The sequence below is a fragment of the Streptomyces triticisoli genome, assembly GCF_003270085.1.
Taxonomy (GTDB): domain Bacteria; phylum Actinomycetota; class Actinomycetes; order Streptomycetales; family Streptomycetaceae; genus Streptomyces; species Streptomyces triticisoli.
Map to the genome: position 1 here is coordinate 1 of NZ_QFDQ01000079.1, position 18,261 is coordinate 18,261.

General features: G+C 72.4%; 9 protein-coding genes and 2 pseudogenes. 3 read left to right on the forward strand and 8 right to left on the reverse strand.

Features of this window, described 5'->3' with window-relative positions; all coding sequences use genetic code 11:
- Nucleotides 1-505, reverse strand: a pseudogene (locus DEP02_RS14185) (maltotransferase domain-containing protein); the annotation flags it as partial.
- A gap of 381 nt (nt 506-886) precedes the next feature.
- Between DEP02_RS14185 and DEP02_RS14190 the strand changes: the two are divergent.
- Nucleotides 887-3,538: a glycosyltransferase family 1 protein gene (locus tag DEP02_RS14190; protein WP_112467683.1), complete on the forward strand. Its 2,652-nt coding sequence runs from the start codon at nt 887-889 to the stop codon at nt 3,536-3,538.
- Between the two features lie 17 nt (nt 3,539-3,555).
- Here DEP02_RS14190 and DEP02_RS14195 read toward each other — a convergent pair whose 3' ends face one another.
- The 5 genes from DEP02_RS14195 to DEP02_RS14215 all read right to left on the reverse strand — a co-directional run bounded on the left by DEP02_RS14195 (nt 3,556) and on the right by DEP02_RS14215 (nt 11,642).
- Nucleotides 3,556-4,074, reverse strand: coding sequence for a DUF1990 domain-containing protein (locus DEP02_RS14195; RefSeq protein ID WP_112467684.1), 519 nt, complete (start codon nt 4,072-4,074; stop codon nt 3,556-3,558).
- 70 nt (nt 4,075-4,144) lie between these two features.
- Nucleotides 4,145-5,803 carry a M4 family metallopeptidase gene (locus tag DEP02_RS14200; RefSeq protein ID WP_112467685.1) on the reverse strand — a complete coding sequence of 553 codons (1,659 nt, stop codon included), beginning with the start codon at nt 5,801-5,803 and terminating at the stop codon, nt 4,145-4,147.
- A gap of 406 nt (nt 5,804-6,209) precedes the next feature.
- Nucleotides 6,210-8,018, reverse strand: coding sequence for an ABC transporter ATP-binding protein (locus tag DEP02_RS14205; protein WP_112467686.1), 1,809 nt, complete (start codon nt 8,016-8,018; stop codon nt 6,210-6,212).
- Nucleotides 8,015-9,757: an ABC transporter transmembrane domain-containing protein gene (locus DEP02_RS14210; RefSeq protein ID WP_112467687.1), complete on the reverse strand. Its 1,743-nt coding sequence runs from the start codon at nt 9,755-9,757 to the stop codon at nt 8,015-8,017. Before DEP02_RS14210 ends, DEP02_RS14205 begins: the two co-directional genes overlap by 4 nt.
- 25 nt (nt 9,758-9,782) lie before the next feature.
- Nucleotides 9,783-11,642 (reverse strand): ABC transporter ATP-binding protein, encoded by a 1,860-nt coding sequence (locus DEP02_RS14215; RefSeq protein WP_112467688.1) that lies wholly within the window; start codon nt 11,640-11,642, stop codon nt 9,783-9,785.
- Nucleotides 11,643-11,797: 155 nt separating this feature from the next.
- Between DEP02_RS14215 and DEP02_RS14220 the strand changes: the two genes are divergently transcribed.
- A complete protein-coding gene (locus DEP02_RS14220; protein ID WP_112467689.1) occupies nt 11,798-12,994 on the forward strand; it encodes an RNA-guided endonuclease InsQ/TnpB family protein in 1,197 nt (398 codons plus the stop codon).
- Between the two features lie 29 nt (nt 12,995-13,023).
- Here DEP02_RS14220 and DEP02_RS14225 read toward each other — a convergent pair whose 3' ends face one another.
- Nucleotides 13,024-14,928, reverse strand: coding sequence for an ABC transporter ATP-binding protein (locus DEP02_RS14225; RefSeq protein ID WP_112467690.1), 1,905 nt, complete (start codon nt 14,926-14,928; stop codon nt 13,024-13,026).
- A 232-nt stretch (nt 14,929-15,160) separates the two neighbouring features.
- Between DEP02_RS14225 and DEP02_RS14230 the strand changes: the two are divergent.
- Nucleotides 15,161-15,709: pseudogene (locus DEP02_RS14230) on the forward strand (LuxR C-terminal-related transcriptional regulator); the annotation flags it as partial.
- Here the strand turns inward: DEP02_RS14230 and glgX are convergent.
- Nucleotides 15,706-18,063 (reverse strand): glycogen debranching protein GlgX, encoded by a 2,358-nt coding sequence (glgX, locus tag DEP02_RS14235; RefSeq protein ID WP_112467691.1) that lies wholly within the window; start codon nt 18,061-18,063, stop codon nt 15,706-15,708. The pseudogene DEP02_RS14230 and the gene glgX sit on opposite strands and share 4 nt — an antisense overlap.
- Between the last annotated feature and the right edge of the window lie 198 nt (nt 18,064-18,261).

Below are 18,261 nucleotides of genomic sequence, written 5' to 3' on the forward strand. Positions count from 1 at the left end.
GGCGCGGAGGCGGTGACCAGCTCCCGCAGCGGATGCCGGGCCAGCACCGCCTCCACCTCCGGCGTCAACGCCCCCGCCAGACGGGTGGCGGCCGACTGGTTCTCGTCGCGCAGGTCCGCCACGGCGGCCAGGATCACGTCCCGGCCGTCGTCCTCCGGCACCCCGGCGGCGGCCCGCTCGTACAGGCGTGCGCCCTCCTCCAGGACGAGACCGGTGTCCTGCCCGGCGGGAATCTTGATCTGTGCGAGATCTGGAACGACTCCCCGGTCACCGCCTTGGCGGGCCTGCGGCCGTGCTGGACGACCGGGCGGACGTCGAGGACGGGGATCCGGCCGACGGCGGTGGTGCCGCTCCAGGAGGACCGCTCCGACGGCGGTGCGCTCCGTCGGCCGGGGGCGTGGGGGCGGTCCCCGGGTGGCGCGTCGGCGCCGGACCTGCCGGGGGCCCCGCTTGTGCTGCTCGTACTGGTTGTCGGTGGTGCTGCCGAGTGGTGCTTGGCGGGCATGACCGCTCCTGTCCGCGTCAACGAGGGTGTGGGCGGATGTCTGTGGGGAGGTGGGTCCTGCGTGGTCTACCTGTGTGGTCTGTCTGTGTGGTCTGTCTGCGTGGTCTGCCTGTCGGGTGTACCGGAGGAGCCTTCCCACCCTATTCGGGTGAGCAATCCGGCACTTTGTTAACTACTCGCGCGTATGTCGACACACAAGACCCGGCCCGGTCCGTTGCGGGCGCGGACCGGTCCGTTACGGGCTCCGGCCCGATCCGTTCCGGGCACGGCGGCGCCCGGCGGTGTCCACACCCAGCGGGGCCCGCTCCCGGACCGGTACGGTTTTCAGTGACGGGGCGCACAGCGCAGTGCGTCCATCCAGCGAACGCGCCGAGGTGGCAAGTGAAGGCGATCCGTCGGTTCACCGTCCGTCCCGTTCTCCCCGAGCCCCTGCGCCCGCTCAGTGAGCTGGCCCGCAACCTGCGCTGGTCCTGGCACGCCGAGACCCGTGACCTCTTCCAGTCCGTCGACCCCGAGCGCTGGGCCTCCTCGGGCGGCGACCCCGTACGCCTGCTCGGCAGCGTACGTTCCGCGCGGCTGGCCGAGCTGGCCGAGGACCGCCGCTTCCTGCGCCGGCTGACCGCCGTCGCCGACGACCTGCACGACTACGTGACCGGCGACCGCTGGTACCAGGGCCGGCCGGAGGGCCTGCCCGCCGCCATCGCGTACTTCTCACCCGAGTTCGGCGTCACGGCCGCGCTGCCGCAGTACTCCGGCGGCCTCGGCATCCTCGCCGGCGACCACCTGAAGGCGGCCAGCGACCTCGGCGTACCCCTGATCGGGGTCGGGCTGCTGTACCGGCACGGCTACTTCCGGCAGAGCCTGTCCCGGGACGGCTGGCAGCAGGAGCACTACCCGGTCCTCGACCCCAACGAGCTGCCCGTCACCCCGCTGAAGGAGGCCGACGGCACCCCGGCGCGGGTCTCGCTGGCGCTGCCCGGCGGCAGGGCCCTGCACGCCCGGATCTGGGTGGCCCAGGTCGGCCGGATTCCGCTGCTGATGCTGGACTCCGACGTCGAGGAGAACGACCTCGGCGAGCGCGGGGTGACCGACCGGCTCTACGGCGGCGGCAGCGAGCACCGGCTGCTGCAGGAGATGCTGCTGGGCATAGGAGGGGTGCGGGCGGTACGGACGTACTGCGGGCTCACCGGCCACCCCGGCCCCGAGGTGTTCCACACCAACGAGGGCCACGCGGGCTTCCTCGGCCTGGAGCGCATCGCCGAGCTGTGCGACGACCAGGGGCTGGACTTCGACGCGGCACTGGAGTCGGTGCGCGCGGGCACGGTCTTCACCACGCACACACCCGTCCCGGCCGGCATCGACCGCTTCGACCGGGAGCTGGTCGCCCGCCACTTCGGGCCCGACGCCGAGCTGCCGCGCATCGACGTCGAGCGGATTCTCCGGCTGGGCATGGAGACGTACCCGGGCGGCGAGCCGAGCCTGTTCAACATGGCCGTGATGGGCCTCAGGCTGGCCCAGCGCGCCAACGGCGTCTCGCTGCTGCACGGAACGGTCAGCCGGGAGATGTTCGCCGGACTGTGGCCGGGATTCGACCCCGAGGAGGTGCCGATCACCTCCGTCACCAACGGCGTGCACGCCCCGACCTGGATGGCCCCCGAGGTCTTCCGGCTCGGTGCCCGGCAGATCGGCGCCCACCGCACCGAGGACGCGCTGACCACGGGCGGCTCCGAACGCTGGGACGCCGTCGCCGACATCTCCGACCAGGACATCTGGGACCTCCGCCGCGACCTGCGCGAACAGCTGGTCACCGAGGTGCGCAGCCGGCTGCGGGCCTCCTGGCGGCAGCGCGGCGCGGGCGCGGCCGAGCTGGGCTGGATCGACGGCGTGCTCGACCCCGACGTGCTGACGATCGGCTTCGCGCGCCGGGTGCCGTCGTACAAGCGTCTGACGCTGATGCTGCGCGACCGAGACCGGCTGATGGACCTCCTCCTGCACCCCGAGCGGCCGGTCCAGATCGTGGTCGCGGGCAAGGCGCACCCGGCCGACGACGGGGGCAAGCGGCTCATCCAGGAGCTGGTCCGCTTCGCCGACGACCCGCGGGTCCGCCACCGGATCGTCTTCCTGCCGGACTACGGCATGGCGATGGCGCAGAAGCTCTACCACGGCTGCGACGTCTGGCTGAACAACCCGCTCCGGCCGCTGGAGGCGTGCGGCACCTCCGGCATGAAGGCCGCGCTCAACGGCTGCCTCAACCTCTCCGTCCTGGACGGCTGGTGGGACGAGTGGTACCAGCCCGACTTCGGCTGGGCCATCCCGACCGCGGACGGTGCCGGCTACGACCCCGACCACCGCGACGACCTGGAGGCCGCCGCACTGTACGACCTGCTGGAGCAGCGGGTCGCGCCCCGCTTCTACGAGGAGGGCCGGGACGGGCTGCCCGACCGGTGGATCGAGATGGTCCGCCAGACCCTGACCCTGCTCGGCCCGAAGGTTCTGGCGGGCCGCATGGTCCGCGAGTACGTCGAGCGGCTCTACGCCCCCGCCGCCGACGCCCACCGAGCCCTGGCCCCGGACGCGGCACGCGAGCTCGCGGAGTGGAAGGCGCGGGTGCGCGGCGCCTGGCACGAGGTGACGGTGGACCACGTGGAGACCTCCTCCCCCGTGGCTGAACGCACGGGGGGACCTCCATTCACGGCCACCGCCGAGCTCGGCACCACCCTCGGTCTGCGGGTGCGCGTGGGCCTGGGCAGCCTCGGCCCGGACGACGTGGAGGTGCAGGCGGTCTCGGGCCGGGTGGACGAGGAGGACCGCATCACCGACGCCACCGCCGTCCCCCTGAAATCCACGGGCGCCCCCACCCCCGACGGCCGCTGGGTCTACGAGGGCCCCCTCTCCCTGGACCGCACCGGCCCCTACGGCTACACGGTCCGCGTCCTCCCCGCCAACCCCTTCCTGGCCTCCCCCACGGAACTGGGCCTGGTGACGGTCCCGTCGGAGGAAGCGGGAGAGGAAGCAGGCGTACTACTGCGGTAGCCGCGCCCACCCCGCGGTCACGGCTCCGGTACACCGGCGCACAGCCTCCGCAGCACCACGCCGCAGCGGCGGACGTACGCGTGCTGGAACCCCCGGGCGGCCGGTCCCGCCGCCCGGGTGTACCACCTCGCCGGCCGGCTGAACGCGGTGACCGTCAGCCACACCGTGCCGTCCCCCGTGCGGTCCACCACGAAGGCCTCCTCACCGGACTCCGGATGGCCGGGCAGCGTGCCGTAGGCCCAGCCGACGCGGCGCGCTTCCTCGGTCGTCCAGACCACCCGGCACGGTGCCCTGACGATCCCGGCGACACTGAGGGTGACGTCGACACCGGGCGCCGCACGCTCGGCACTCGCCTCGATGCCCAGGCCGAGAGCCCGGTGCATCTCCCACGTCAGCACCGCCTCGGACGCCCGTCGGAACACCTCCTCGCCCTCGCCGATGCGTGTGCGCATGTGCAGGGAGCGGAAGCCGGGCGGGCAGTGGCCCTGCTCGCGGGTCGCGCCGACCTCCGCGTAGGTGAAGTCCTCCGTAGACATGGACCCAAGCGTAGGGCGGCCCCCGGGAGGGGCTTCCTCCCGGGGGCCGCGCCCGTCAACCACCGGACATTCAGTTGACGTTGACCGCGGCCCAGGCCGCCGCCACCCTGCTGTACTCGGTGCTGCCGGAGCCGTACAGCGCCGCCGCCGCGTTCAGGGTCGCCGTGCGGGCGCCCTTGTAGTTGGTGGTGGACGTCATGTACGTGGTCAGCGCCTTGTACCAGATCTGCAGCGCCTTGGCGCGGCCGATGCCAGTGATCGTGGAGCCGTTGTACGTCGGCGAGTTGTAGCTGACGCCGTTGATCGTCTTCGCGCCGCTGCCCTCCGCGAGGAGGAAGAAGAAGTGGTTCGCGATGCCGGACGAGTGGTGCACGTCCTTGCTGCCCACGCCGGAGGACCAGTAGTCGACGGAGACGCCGTCCTTGCTGGGCCGGTCCATGTAGCGCAGCGGGGTGCCGTTGCCGCGGATGTCGATCTTCTCGCCGATGAGGTAGTCACCGGGGTCGTTGGCGTTGTTGGCGTAGAACTCCGCGCCGGTGCCGAAGATGTCGGAGGTGGCCTCGTTGAGGCCGCCGGACTCGCCCGAGTAGACCAGGCGCGCGGTGTTGGAGGTGAGGCCGTGGCTCATCTCGTGGCCGGCCACGTCCAGGGAGGTCAGCGGCTTGACGTTGCCCGCGCCGTCGCCGTAGGTCATGCAGAAGCAGCTGTCGGACCAGAAGGCGTTGACGTAGTTGTTGCCGTAGTGGACCCGCGAGTAGGCGGCCACGCCGTTGTTCTTGATGCCGTTGCGGCCGAAGGTGTTCTTGTAGAAGTCCCAGGTGACCTGGGCGCCGTAGGCGGCGTCGGCGGCGGCCGTCTGGTCGGTGCTGGAGCTGGAGGCGGTGCCGGTGCCCCACACGTCGTCCGCGTCGGTGAACAGCGTGCCGGTGCCGGAGGTGCCGCGGGCCAGGTTGTACGTCCTGTGGCCGCCGCGCGTGGTGTCGTACAACTGGTACGTCGACCCCGACAGGGTGGTGGAGAGGTTGACGGTGCCCGAGTACAGGGTCCTGCCGGTGCCGGTGTGCACGCCCTGGTACTCGTGGAGCTTCTCGCCGGTGGCGGCGTCGGTGATGACGTGCAGCTCGTTCGGGGTGCCGTCGTCCTGGAGGCCGCCGACGACCGTCTCGTAGGCGAGGACCGGCTTGCCGTCGCCCGCCCAGATGACCTTGCGCGGGGCCTGGTCGGGGGCGGTGTTCTCCGAGCCGGCGTCCTTGGCGAGGGTCAGCGCCTGCTTCTCGGCCTTGGCGGCGGCGATCTTCGGCGTGAGCGTGGCCACCTTGAGGGTGGCCTTGGTGGCTCTGGTGACGCCCTGGGTCTTGCCGGCCTTGGAGGTGTGGACGACCAGGTCGCCGCCGAGGACGGGCAGTCCGGCGTAGGTGCGCTCGTAGCGGGTGTGCACCGTGCCGTCGGCGTCCTTGACGACGTCTCTGACGACCAGCTTCTCCTGGGCGCCGAGGCCTATCTCCCGGGCCGTGTCGGAGGCGTCGGTCTGCGCCTGCTGGATCAGGGAGGCGCGGGCCGTGTCGGAGAGCAGGACGGGGGCGGCGGCGAGGGGTGCCACGCCGGTGGAGTCGGCCGGGGTCTGGGCCGAGGCACTGGTGCCCAGAGCAGTGCTGAGGAGGGCTCCGGCCGCGACAGCGGTGGCGAGGGCCAGAGTGGTGCGCTTGTGACGCGAGAGGCGGGGAGTCACACAAGCTCCTTATGTGGGGGCGTCCGGCCGGCGTGGGGATGCCGGGCCGGAGCGGTGGTGAGGGTGCTGTGCTCGTGCGGCGGGTGGAGGAAGAGTGGCACCAAGGACGCGTACATGTCAGCCGCCCGAAGTGATGTTGGCCGAAAGCCGGCGGGCGGCCGAATATCTCGGGATCATGGGCGGATGCCGTCCTGGGATCGCGGGACCGCCGGGACTGCACTTGGGCGGGCTGTTTTCAGGGCTCGAGGCCGGTGTCGTGCGAGCCGTCGCCAGTGCCGCCCCTTCAGGAGGCGTCAGAAAATGGCCGAAAACCGTTCGATGTCCGGATGTTCATGTTCGATATACGGGCCAGGTGTGCTGAATCTTCTGCCAAGTCCGGTGAAAAGTGGCGAAGTTGACAGCAGGCTCAGGGCCGTCGTTCGCCGCCGGAAGGTGCTGTCCCGTTCCCGTTCCCGTTCCCGTGCCACGTGTGCCACAGCGCCGCGTACGCCCCTTTGGACGCCACCAGGTCGTCGTGGGTGCCGAGTTCGGTCAGGCGGCCGTCCTCCATGACGGCGACGCGGTCGGCGTCATGGGCGGTGTGGAGGCGGTGGGCGATGGCGATCACCGTGCGGTCCTGGAGGACGGCGGCGAGGGCGCGTTCGGTGTGGCGGGCCGTGGTGGGGTCGAGTAGCGCCGTGGCCTCGTCCAGGATCAGGGTGTGCGGGTCGGCCAGGACCACGCGGGCGAGGGCGAGTTGCTGGGCCTGGGAGCCGTCGGTGCGGTGGGCGGAGGTGCCCAGTTCGGTGTCCAGGGCGTCCGGCAGGTCCCGTACCCAGGTGTCGGCGCCGACCGCCGCCAGCGCCGACCACACCTGCTCGTCCGTGGCCGTGGGATCGGCGATGCGCAGGTTGTCGCGGACAGTGCCGAGGAACACGTGATGCTCCTGGGTGACCAGGACGACCTGGCGGCGCAGCCGCTCCGGCTCCAGGCCGGCCACGGGCACGCCGCCCACCGTGACCGAGCCCGCGGTCGGCGCGTCGACGCCCGCCAGGAGCCTGCTCAGCGTCGTCTTGCCGGCGCCGGACGGGCCCACCACGGCCAGCCGTTCGCCGGGCCGCACGGTCAGGTCCACCCCGCGCAGCACCTCGCCGCCGCGCTCGTAGGCGTAACGCACCCCGGTCACGTCGATGCGGTCGTCCGCGGGGGAGGGAGCGGAGGCGGGGGAGCCGGCCGGGGCGGAACGCGGGGCGCGGACCAGGCCTTCCACGCGGGCGAACGACGCGCCGCTGCTCTGCAGTTGCTCCACGTGCATCAGGATCTGGTCCAGCGGCTCGGTGAACTGCCGCAGGTACAGCGCCGCGGCCACCACCGCACCCAGACTCACCGCGCCCCGCGCGTGCAGGACGCCGCCCACCAGCAGCACCCCGGCCACCGGGAGGATGTACGACACCTCGACCGCCGGGAAGAACACACTGCGCAGGAACAGCGTGTACAGACGGGTGCGCCGGGAGGTGTCCAGAGCGTCCCGGCTCGCCGCGACGCGCTGCCCGGACAGGCGGAACGCCTCGACCGTACGGGCCCCGGACGCGGTCGCCGCGAGGATCTCGGCGACCTCGGAGGTGGCCGCGCCCTCGGCGAGGTAGCCGTCCCGTGCCCGGCGCAGGTACCAGCGCAGCGCCCACCAGATCGGGGTCAGCGTGAGCACCCCGACGGCGCCGAGCAGCGGGTCCAGCGCGAACACCGCGACCAGCACGAACAGCGCCTGCACCACGCACACGAGGAACTCGGGCCCCACGTCCCGCAGCGTGGTGCCCACGGTGGCCACGTCGGCGGTGCCCCGCGTGGTCAGGTCACCGGTGCCGGCCCGCTCCACCACCGACGCGGGCAGCCCGAGCGCCCGGTCGACGAACTTCTCGCGCACCCGGGCCAGCGTGCGTTCGCCGAAACGGTGCCCCACGTACCGCGCCCAGCGCTCCAGCAGCAACTGCGCCAGCGCGCACACCACGATGGCGAGCGCCATCCGGTCCACGGCACCGACCCCGCCCCCGGCCCGGACGTGGTCGATGATCCGGCCGAGCAGCCACGGACCGGCCAGACCGGCGCCCGCGGCGAGCACGTTCAGCAGCAGGACGGCCGTGAAGGCCCGCCCGTCGGCCCGGACCAGCCGTACCGCCGCTCGTCGTACGTCCGCGGGTTCGGCGACCGGCAGCCGCCCCGGAACCTGAGTGGTCATCGCACGGCCTCCTCTGCGGTGAGGGTCCGGACGGTGTCCGTGGTGTCCGCGGTGTCGCGTGCCACCAGTGCCCGGTAGCCCGGCTCGGCGTCGAGGAGTTCGCGGTGGCTGCCGCCGGCCACGACCTTGCCGTCGACCAGGTAGTGGACGGTGTCGGCGCGGGCCAGCACCAGCGGGGAGGTGGTGGTGACGACCGTCGTACGGCCGTCGCGCGCCCGGCGCAGCCGGTCCGCGACCGCGGCCTCGGTGTGCGCGTCGAGCGCCGAGGTCGGCTCCACCGCCAGCAGCACCTCCGGGTCGGCCAGCAGCGCCCGCGCCAGCCGGACCCGCTGCCGCTGACCGCCGGACAGGCTGCGGCCCTGCGCGGACACGGCCGAGTCGAGCCCGTCCGGCAGCCCCTGCACGATGTCGTCGGCGACGGCCGCGCGCACCGCCCGTGCCACGTCGGCGTCCGCACGGTCCCGGCGCCCGCACACCAGCTCCCGCAGGGTCCCGGCGAACAGATCGGCCTCGTTGTCGGCGACCAGGATCCGCTCCCGTACGGCGGACAGCTCGATCTCGTCCAGCCGGACCCCGCCCCACGTGGCCGCCGACGGCTCGTAGCGGCCCAGACGGTCGACCACCGCCGCCGCCTCGGCGGGGCGGGCGCACACCAGCGCGGTCAGCCGCCCCGGCGCCACCCGGACCCCGGACTCGGGGTCGTACAGCACCGAGGGCCCGGCCGGGGCGTCCCGCGCTCCGGTGTCCTCGTCCGGCTCCACCCGCAACAGCCCCACCACCCGGCGGGCGGCCACCACGCCACGGCTGAGCTGGTAGCCGCACTCGATGAAGAACGCCACCGGCCCGACCAGGACCGCCACGTAGCCGTACACCGACACCAGCTCGCCCACGGTGATCCGCCCCTCGGCGGCCAGCCGCGCCGCCAGCCAGGTCACCACGGCCAGGAACAGCGTCGGCAACCCCACCCCGAGCGCCTGCATCCAACTGGTCACGGCGCCCACCCTGTAGCCCTGCGCCCGCAGCCGCTGCGAGTCCCGGCGGAAGGCATCCGCGAACAGCCCTTTCCCGCCCAGCCCGTTGAGCACGCGCAGCCCGCCCGCGAGGTCACCGATCCGCGCGGTCAGCACCCCCTGCCGCTCCCGGTACTCGCCCTCCGCGCCCTGCAGCCGGCGCATCAGCGGCCCGACGAGCACCGCGATCAGCGGCACCCCCAGCAGGACGACGACCGCCAGCGGTACCGAGACCGACAGCAGCAGCCCCGCCACGACCCCGTAGACGACGACCGCGCCCACCCCCGGGCCGACCACGGTCAGGCACTGGCTGATGGTCTGGACGTCGCCGACGCCGATCGTGACGACCTCACCGGCCCCCACCCGGCGGGGCAGCGCGGCGCCGAGGCGGACCACGTGGTCGACGACGACCTTGACCGTGCGGAAGTTGGCGTCCATCCGCAGCCGGGTCATCGTGCGGTGCCGCATGACGCTCACCCAGGCGTTGAACGCCCCGACCGACACCAGGGCAGCGGTCCAGCCCGCCAGCGCGGCCGTGTTCCCCGGCTGCAGGCCGTCGTCGATCGCCCGGGCCATCAGGTACGGCGTCGCCGCCATCAGCACCATCCAGACGCTGGCCAGCACCGCCCCGGCCGCGGACCGGCCCGGCTGGCGCGTCACCAGCCACCACAGGTACCGCCAGCCGCCCCGGCGGTCGGGCGTGCCCGGGTCCTCGTACGCGTCGATCACTGCTCTCCCCGTTTCCGTCCGGTCGTCAGGCCAGGCTGTCCCGCCACGCCCGGTGCAGGTTCGCGAAGCGGCCCGTGCCGGCGACGAGGTCGGCCGGTGGGCCGTCCTCCACGATCCGGCCGTGCTCCATGACCAGCACCCGGTCGGCGATCTCCACCGTGGACAGCCGGTGCGCGATCACCACGGCCGTACGGCCCCGCAGGACCGTGGCCATCGCGCGCTGCACGGCCTGTTCGCCCGGGATGTCGAGCGAGCTGGTGGCCTCGTCGAGGATCAGCACGGACGGGTCGGCGAGCAACGCCCGGGCGAAGGAGACCAGCTGGCGCTGGCCCGCGGAGATACGGCCGCCCCGCTTGCGCACGTCCGTGTCGTAGCCGTCGGGCAGGGCACTGATGAAGTCGTGGGCGCCGATCGCCTTCGCGGCCCGCTCGATCTCCTCGCGGGTCGCGTCCGGGCGGCCGACGGCGATGTTCTCGGCGACCGTGCCGGAGAACAGGAACGCCTCCTGCGTCACCATGACGACCCCGCGCCGCAGCTCGGGAACGGCGAGCTCGCGCAGGTCGACGCCGTCCAGCAGCACACGGCCGCCGCTCGGGTCGTAGAAGCGGGCCAGCAGCTTGGCCAGGGTCGACTTGCCCGCGCCGGTGGAGCCGACCACGGCGACGGTCTGGCCGGCCTGGAGGGTCAGGTCGAAGCGGGGCAGCACCTCGCCGCCCGTGCGGTAGTCGAAGCGGACGTCGTCGAAGACCACTTCGCGGCCGGGCAGGTCCGACTCGGGTGCCGGGAGCTGCCGGGGCTTCGACGGCTCCGGGACCGACGGGGTCTGGGCCAGCAGACCCGCGATCTTCTCCAGCGAGGCCGCCGCCGACTGGTAGGAGTTGAGGAACATGCCGAGCCGGTCGATCGGGTCGTACAGCCGGCGCAGATACAGCACGGCCGCCGCCAGCACACCCAGCTCCAGCGAGCCGTCCGCCACCCGGTGGGCGCCCCACAGCACGATCCCCGCGACCGCCGTGTTGGCCACCAGGCGGGAGCCGACGACATAGCGGGCCATCTCCAGGAGCGCGTCGCCGTTCGTCCGCTCGTGGCGCCGGTTGAGGACACGGAAGTCGGCGTCGTTGGCGGCCTCGCGGCGGAAGGCGCGCACCGGCCGGATGCCGTTCATCGTCTCCACGAACTTCACGATCACCGCGGCGATCGCCGTGGACCGCTCCCGGAACACCCGCCCCGCGCGCCGCCGGTAGAGCCGGACCAGCAGGTACAGCGGCACGAAGGAGGCCACCGCGACCGCGCCCATGCCCAGGTCCAGCCACAGCAGCATCGCCGAGATGCAGACGAAGGACAGGACGACCGTGACCAGCTCCTGGAGGCCCTCGTCGAGCAGCTCGCGCAGCGACTCGACGTCCGTGGTGGAGCGGGAGATGAGCCGGCCGGAGGTGTAGCGCTCGTGGAAGTCGACGCTGAGCGCCTGGGCGTGGCGGAAGATACGGCCGCGCAGGTCCAGCAGCACGTCCTGGTTGACCCGCGCCGCGGCGGCGATGAACACCCACTGCAGTGCGCCGGAGGCGAGCGCGCACAGCAGGTAGCCGACGGCCACCGCGATCAGCGGCCCGTGGTCGTGGTCGCGGAACGCCGGTACGGCGGTGTCGATCGCGTACGCCACCAGCAGCGGGCCCGCCTGGACCGCCGCCTGCTGGAGCAGCAGTACGAGCGTGGTGCCGGCCACGCGGGCCTTCATGGGCGCGAGGAGGGAGCGCAGCAGGGCGGCCGTGGCGCCCGGGGGAGCGGGCAGGGCGTCGTGGTCGAAGGGGTCGTCGGTGTCCTTGGGGTGGGGCAGGTCCTCTTCCTCCACGGGGGTGGGGACGGGCGTAGTGGGGGCCGTCATCGGGATCCTCCGAGGAAACCCCCGCCTTTCAGGCGGGGGAGAAATCGGGCTCCTGCGGAGCAGGGCAGGGAAAGCCGGTTCGCTGCCAGGGCGGATCGACGTCCACCTGCGCGGACTTGCAGGGGGTCACAAGCTGATGCGGTATTTTGTGAGGCATGGCCATTCGTGTGAAGCGGGCGTTCAAGTACCGCTTCTATCCGACCGATGCGCAGGCAGCAGAGCTGTCGCGCACGTTCGGGTGCGTGCGGAAGGTCTACAACCTGGCGCTCGCGGCCCGCACCGAGGCGTGGACGCTGCGAGCCGAGCGGATCAATTACAACGCCACCTCCGCGATGCTCACGGCGTGGAAGAAGACCGAGGAACTCGCGTACCTCAACGAGGTCTCCTCCGTCCCGCTCCAGCAGGCCCTGCGTCATCTGCAGGTGGCGTTCACGAACTTCTTCGGCAAGCGGGCCAAGTACCCACGGTTCAAGTCGCGGAAGAAGTCCCGCAGGTCTGCCGAGTACACCACCAGCGCGTTCCGCTTTTCTGATGGCCGGCTGACCCTGGCGAAGATGATGGAGCCGCTGGACATCGTGTGGTCCCGGCCGCTGCCGGGGGGTGCGCAGCCGTCCACGGTGACCGTCTCCCAGGACGCGGCCGGCCGCTGGTACGTGTCCCTGCTGGTGGAGGACCCCGGCGTGCAGCCGCTCCCCGGCAACGGCAGCGCGGTCGGCGTGGACGCCGGACTCGACCACCTGCTCACCCTGTCCACCGGGGAGAAGATCGCCAACCCCCGGCACGAGCGACGCGACCGCACCCGCCTCGCCAAGGCCCAGCGAGAGTTGTCCCGCAAGGCCAAGGGCTCCGCGAACCGGGCCAAGGCCCGCCGTAAAGTCGCCCGCGTCCACGCCCGCATCACCGACCGCAGGCGTGACCACCTGCACAAGCTCACCACTCGGCTCGTTCGTGAAAACCAAACGATCGTGATCGAGGACCTCACCGTTCGGAACCTGTTGAAGAACGGCAGGCTCGCCCGTGCCATCAGTGACGCGGCGTGGAGCGAGTTCCGGAGCCTGCTGGAGTACAAGGCCCAGTGGTACGGGCGCGAGGTAATCGCGGTCGACCGCTGGTTTCCCTCCTCCAAACTGTGCTCGAATTGCGGAAGGCTGCAGGACAAGATGCCGCTCAGCGTCCGTACCTGGACGTGCGAGGGCTGCGGCGTCACCCATGACCGCGACGTGAACGCGGCGCACAACCTTCTGGCCGCCGGGCTGGCGGTGTCGGCCTGTGGAGCCGGTGTAAGACCTCAACGGAGCACTCCGGGCGGGCAGTCGGCGACGAAGCAGGAAACCCCACGGCGCGAGCCGTAGGAATCCCCTCCTCCAGGAGAGGGAAGAAGTCAACGCTCGTCGTCCTCCTCTTCGAGCGAGTGCCCGCCCGCCATTAGGTGGGCGTACTCGGCGTTGGTGCGCAGCAGTTCGTGGTGCGTGCCCACGGCGGCGATCCGGCCGTCCGACAGCAGGGCGACGCGGTCGGCCAGCAGGACCGTGGAGGGGCGGTGGGCCACGATCAGGGCGGTGGTGTCGGCGAGGACCTGGCGCAGGGCGGCCTCCACGGCGGCCTCGGTGTGCACGTCCAGGGCGGACAGCGGGTCGTCCAGGACCAGGAACCGGGGCCGTCCCACGACGGCACGGGCCAGCGCGAGGCGCTGCCGCTGGCCGCCGGAGAGGTTGAGGCCCTGCTCGCCGACCTGCGTGTCGGTGCCCCGGGGGAGGGCGTGCACGAAGTCGGCCTGCGCGATGGAGAGCGCGCGGTTCAGTTCGGTGGCGCCAGCGGTGCCGTCGGCGCCCATGAGAACGTTGTCGCCGACGCTCGCCGAGAAGAGGGTGGGTTCCTCGAAGGCGACGGCGACGAGAGCGCGCAGCGTCTCCCGGGGCATGGCGGTGATGTCCTCGCCGTCGAGCGTGATCCGCCCCGACGTCACCTCGTGGAGGCGGGGGATGAGCGCCGTGAGGGTCGTCTTGCCGCTTCCGGTCGCGCCGACCAGGGCCATGGACTCGCCGGGGCGGATGTGCAGGTCGACACGGTCGAGCAGGGGCGGAGAGCCGGGCGGGGCGTCGGGGTACCGGAACCGGACGCCGTGGAACCGCAGCCCGTCGCAAGCTGCGGGCAGTCGTGCCTCCCCCAGTGCTGAACGCCTGGGGGAGGCACCCCGCACCGCCGGGCTGCGAGACCCACCCCCCGGCACCAGCCCACGTTCACCGGAAACCAACGGCTCCCCGGACTCCGGCTCCGCGTCCAGAACCTCGAAGTACCGTTCCGTCGCCGTCGCCGCCTCCTGGCTCATCGCCAGCAGGAACCCGATCGACTCCACCGGCCAGCGCAGCGCCAGCGCCGTGGACAGGAAGGCGACCAGCGTCCCCGCCGACAGCGAGCCGTCCGCGACCTGGACCGCCCCCACCACCAGCGCCGCCCCGATGGCCACCTCCGGCAGGGTCATGATGACCGCCCAGATGGTGGCCAGCAGGCGGGCCTTGCGCAGCTCCGTGCCCCGCAGGGTCCGGGACAGCTCGCGGAACGCCCGCGCCTGGCTGCGGTGCCGGCCGAACCCCTTGATGATGCGGATGCCGAGCACGCTCTCCTCGACCACCGTCGTCAGGTCCCCGACCTGGTCCTGCGCCAGCCGAGCCGCGCGCGCGTACTTCTTCTCGAAGACCGAGCTCAGGACGACCAGCGGCACGGCCGGCCCGAGCATCACCAGCCCCAGCGTCCAGTCCTGCAGCAGCATGATGACCATGCCGACCACGATCGTCACGCCGTTGACCAGCAGGAACGTCAGCGGAAAGGCGAGGAACAGGCGCAGCAGCATCAGATCCGTCGTGCCCCGGGAGAGCAACTGGCCCGACGCCCACCGGTCGTGGAAGGCCACCGGCAGCCGCTGCAGATGCCCGTAGAGGCCCGCCCGCATCTCCGCCTCCACGCGCGACAGCGGCCGGGCCACCAGCCACCGCCGCAGCCCGAACAGCAGCGCCTCCGCCAGCCCGAGCAGCAGCAGGTACAGCGCCCCGAGCCACACGCCGCGCGGGTCCCGGTCGGCGACCGGCCCGTCCACCATCCACTTCAGGACGAGCGGGATCACCAGCCCCACGCAGGAGGCGACGATCGCGATGAACGCGGCGGTGAACAGCCGCACCCGCACCGGCCGCACGTACGGCCACAGGCGCAGCAGCGTACGCACGGCCGAACGACCGGTCGGGCCGGTGCGGTCGGCGGGGTCCTCGGCGGAGGCAGGTGTCTTGGGCATCAGGGGCGAGCCTACGGACCGCCACTGACATCGCCCACAGAGTTTTCGGCGGTTCGGCCGGACCGTACTCCGCCGCTGGTCCTACGACCTGCGCGTACGGCCGTACGAACACCCGCCCGACCTGCGCGGTACGACCGCGACATCAACCGATCGGCTGATATCGCATCGAGCGTGACGGGCGATGTGCGCGGGCCCCGCCCGCCGCGAACCTTGAGCCATGCCCATCATCGAATTCACGGTTCTCGACGAGGCGTCGAACGGCGTCGAGGCGGTCGGGAAGGCCGCCGCCCTCGACCCGGACGTGATCCTCATGGACCTGCGCATGCCGGGCGGCTCGGGCGTGGACGCCATCCGGGAACTGGCCCGCCGCGGCGCCCGCGCCAAGGTGCTGGTGCTGACGACGTACGACACCGACTCCGACACCCTGCCCGCGATCGAGGCGGGCGCCACCGGCTACCTGCTCAAGGACGCCCCGCGCGACGAGCTGTTCACCGCCGTCCGGGCCGCGGCGGAGGGACGTACGGTGCTCTCCCCGGCCGTGGCCTCCCGGCTGGTCTCCGCCGTCCGTGCGCCCACCCCGGGCAACGAGCCCCTCTCCGCCCGCGAGCGCGAGGTCCTCGCCCTGGTCGCCAAGGGCACCTCCAACCGGGAGATCGCCCGCGAGCTGTTCATCAGCGAGGCCACCGTGAAGACCCACCTCACCCACCTGTACGCCAAGCTCGGCGTCAAGGACCGCGCGGCGGCGGTCGCGGTGGCGTACGACCGCGGCATCCTCGGCTAGCCCGCGACCTTGAGCAGCAGGACCGACCTGGCGGGCACCGTGATCGACGCTCCCGAGACGTGCAGCGCGCCCGGCGCGTCCGTCTGTTCCTCCCGTGAGGTGTCCACGATGACCTCGTAGCGCTCCGCCCACGGCGGTCCCGGCAGGACGAAGCTCACCGGGTGGTCCCCGGCGTGCAGGACGGCCAGGAAGCTGTCGTCGACGATCGGGGCGCCGCGCTCGTCGCGGCCCGGGATGTCCCGGCCGGACAGGTACATGCCCAGGGTGGCGGCGGGGGCGTACCAGTCGCCCTCCGTCATCTCCGTGCCGTGCGCGGTGAACCAGGCCAGGTCCCGCAGTCCGTCCGCCGAGTGCGCGCGCCCGGAGAAGAACGCGCGGCGGCGCAGGACCGGGTGCCGGTGGCGCAGGGCGATCAGACGGGAGGTCAGCTCGAACAGGGGCCGCCACCCGGGGTCGTCCAGCAGGCTCCAGTCCAGCCAGCCGATCTCGTTGTCCTGGCAGTAGGCGTTGTTGTTGCCGCGCTGGGTGCGGCCCATCTCGTCGCCGGCGACCAGCATCGGCACGCCCGTCGACAGCAGCAGCGTGGTCATCAGGTTCCGCAGCTGCCGGCGCCGCAGCGCGCGTATCGGCTCGTCGTCGGTCTCGCCCTCCGCCCCGCAGTTCCAGGAGCGGTTGTCGTCGGTGCCGTCCCGGTTGTCCTCGCCGTTGGCCTCGTTGTGCTTGCGGTCGTAGGACACCAGGTCGCGGAGGGTGAAACCGTCGTGTGCGGTGACGAAGTTGACGGAGGCGTAGGGGAGGCGGCCGTTCCACGCGTACAGGTCGCTGGAGCCGGACAGGCGGTAGCCCATCTCCCGTACGTCCGGCAGGGCGTGCCGCCAGAAGTCCCGTACGGCGTCGCGGTAGCGGTCGTTCCACTCCGTCCACAGGGGAGGGAAGGCGCCCACCTGGTAGCCGCCCGAGCCGACGTCCCACGGCTCGGCGATCAGCTTCACCCGGCGCAGCACCGGGTCCTGGGCGATGACCGCGAGGAACGGGGAGAGCATGTCCACGTCATGCATGGAGCGGGCCAGTGCCGCCGCCAGGTCGAAGCGGAAGCCGTCCACGCCCATCTCGCTCACCCAGTAGCGCAGCGAGTCGGTGATCAGGCGCAGCACGTGCGGCTGGACCACGTGCAGGGTGTTGCCGCAGCCGGTGTAGTCGGCGTACCGGCGCGGGTCCGGCTGCGGGCGGTAGTAGCGGTGGTTGTCGATGCCCTTCAGGGACAGCGTGGGGCCGTACTCGTTCGCCTCCGCCGTGTGGTTGTAGACCACGTCGAGGATGACCTCGATGCCGGCCGCGTGCAGCGCGCGCACCATCCGCTTGAACTCGCCCACCTGCTGACCGGCGGTGCCGGAGGCGGCGTACGCCGCGTGCGGGGCGAAGTAGCCGATGGAGTTGTAGCCCCAGTAGTTCCTCAGGCCGCGGCGCAGCAGGTGGTCCTCGTGCGCGAACTGGTGCACCGGCAGCAGCTCCACCGCCGTCACCCCCAGCCTCACCAGGTGCTCGATCGCCGCGGGGTGGGCCAGTCCGGCGTACGTGCCCCGCAGTTCCTCCGGGACTCCGGGGTGCAGCCTGGTGAAGCCGCGCACGTGCAGCTCGTAGATCACCGAGTCGGCCCACGGCGTCTTGGGGCGGCGGTCGTCGGACCAGTCGTCGTCATCGTGGACGACGACTCCCTTGGGCACGTACGGCGCCGAGTCCCGCTCGTCGCGCACGGTGTCCGCCACCGACTGGTCGGGCCAGTCCCGGACGTGCCCGTACACCTCGGGGGGCAGCCGGCTGTAATCGTTTCCCCTGGCGCCGTCCACCGCGCGCGCGTACGGGTCGAGCAGCAGCTTGGCCGGGTTCCAACGGGCGCCGGTCCACGGGTCCCAGCGGCCGTGCACCCGGTAGCCGTAGCGCTGACCCGGCATCACTCCGGGGACGAAGCCGTGCCAGATCTCGTGCGTCAGTTCGGTGAGCCGGGCGCGGGTCTCCCTGCCCGACTCGTCGAACAGGCACAACTCCACCGCCTCCGCCCCGCCCGCCCACAGCGCGAAGTTGGTGCCCGCCACCCCGTCCGGGCCGACCCGGAAGCGGGCGCCCAGCGGTGTCGGCGCGCCCGGCCACACGGGCACACCGGGCGGCGGCGCGGTGCGGCGGACGCCGTTCACGGCGGCGGACGGGTGACCCTCGGCGGACGGGCGGTCCTCCTGGGCGGTCCGCACGCCTTCGGTGGCGCACCCGTTCCCGGTGGCGCACCCGTTCCCGGTGGCGCACCCGTTCCCGGTGGCGCGTCCGCCCGCCACCGTCTCCTGCTCGGCTGCGCTGGACACCTGGTCGGCCCCTTTTTTCAGCTCTCGCGGCTCTTTCGGCCCTTGTGGCCCTGTGGTCCTTGTGGCTCGTCCGCCTCCGGCCCGCCCCTCCCTGCGGCTGCCCCCCCGGGCGCGGCTCCCCGTCGCGCGTTCCTCCCCACTGTTCTGCCCACGGGGTGCCTCGCACTCACGTTTCCCTGGGCGGCCCCGGTCGTTGGG

Bases quoted from the DNA above. Each gene is read 5' to 3' on its own strand.
- DEP02_RS14195 (WP_112467684.1), bottom strand. From the start codon at position 4,074: ATGTCTACGGAGGACTTCACCTACGCGGAGGTCGGCGCGACCCGCGAG.
- DEP02_RS14205 (WP_112467686.1), bottom strand. From the start codon at position 8,018: ATGACCACTCAGGTTCCGGGGCGGCTGCCGGTCGCCGAACCCGCGGAC.
- DEP02_RS14215 (WP_112467688.1), bottom strand. From the start codon at position 11,642: ATGACGGCCCCCACTACGCCCGTCCCCACCCCCGTGGAGGAAGAGGAC.
- DEP02_RS14220 (WP_112467689.1), top strand. From the start codon at position 11,798: ATGGCCATTCGTGTGAAGCGGGCGTTCAAGTACCGCTTCTATCCGACC.
- DEP02_RS14225 (WP_112467690.1), bottom strand. From the start codon at position 14,928: ATGCCCAAGACACCTGCCTCCGCCGAGGACCCCGCCGACCGCACCGGC.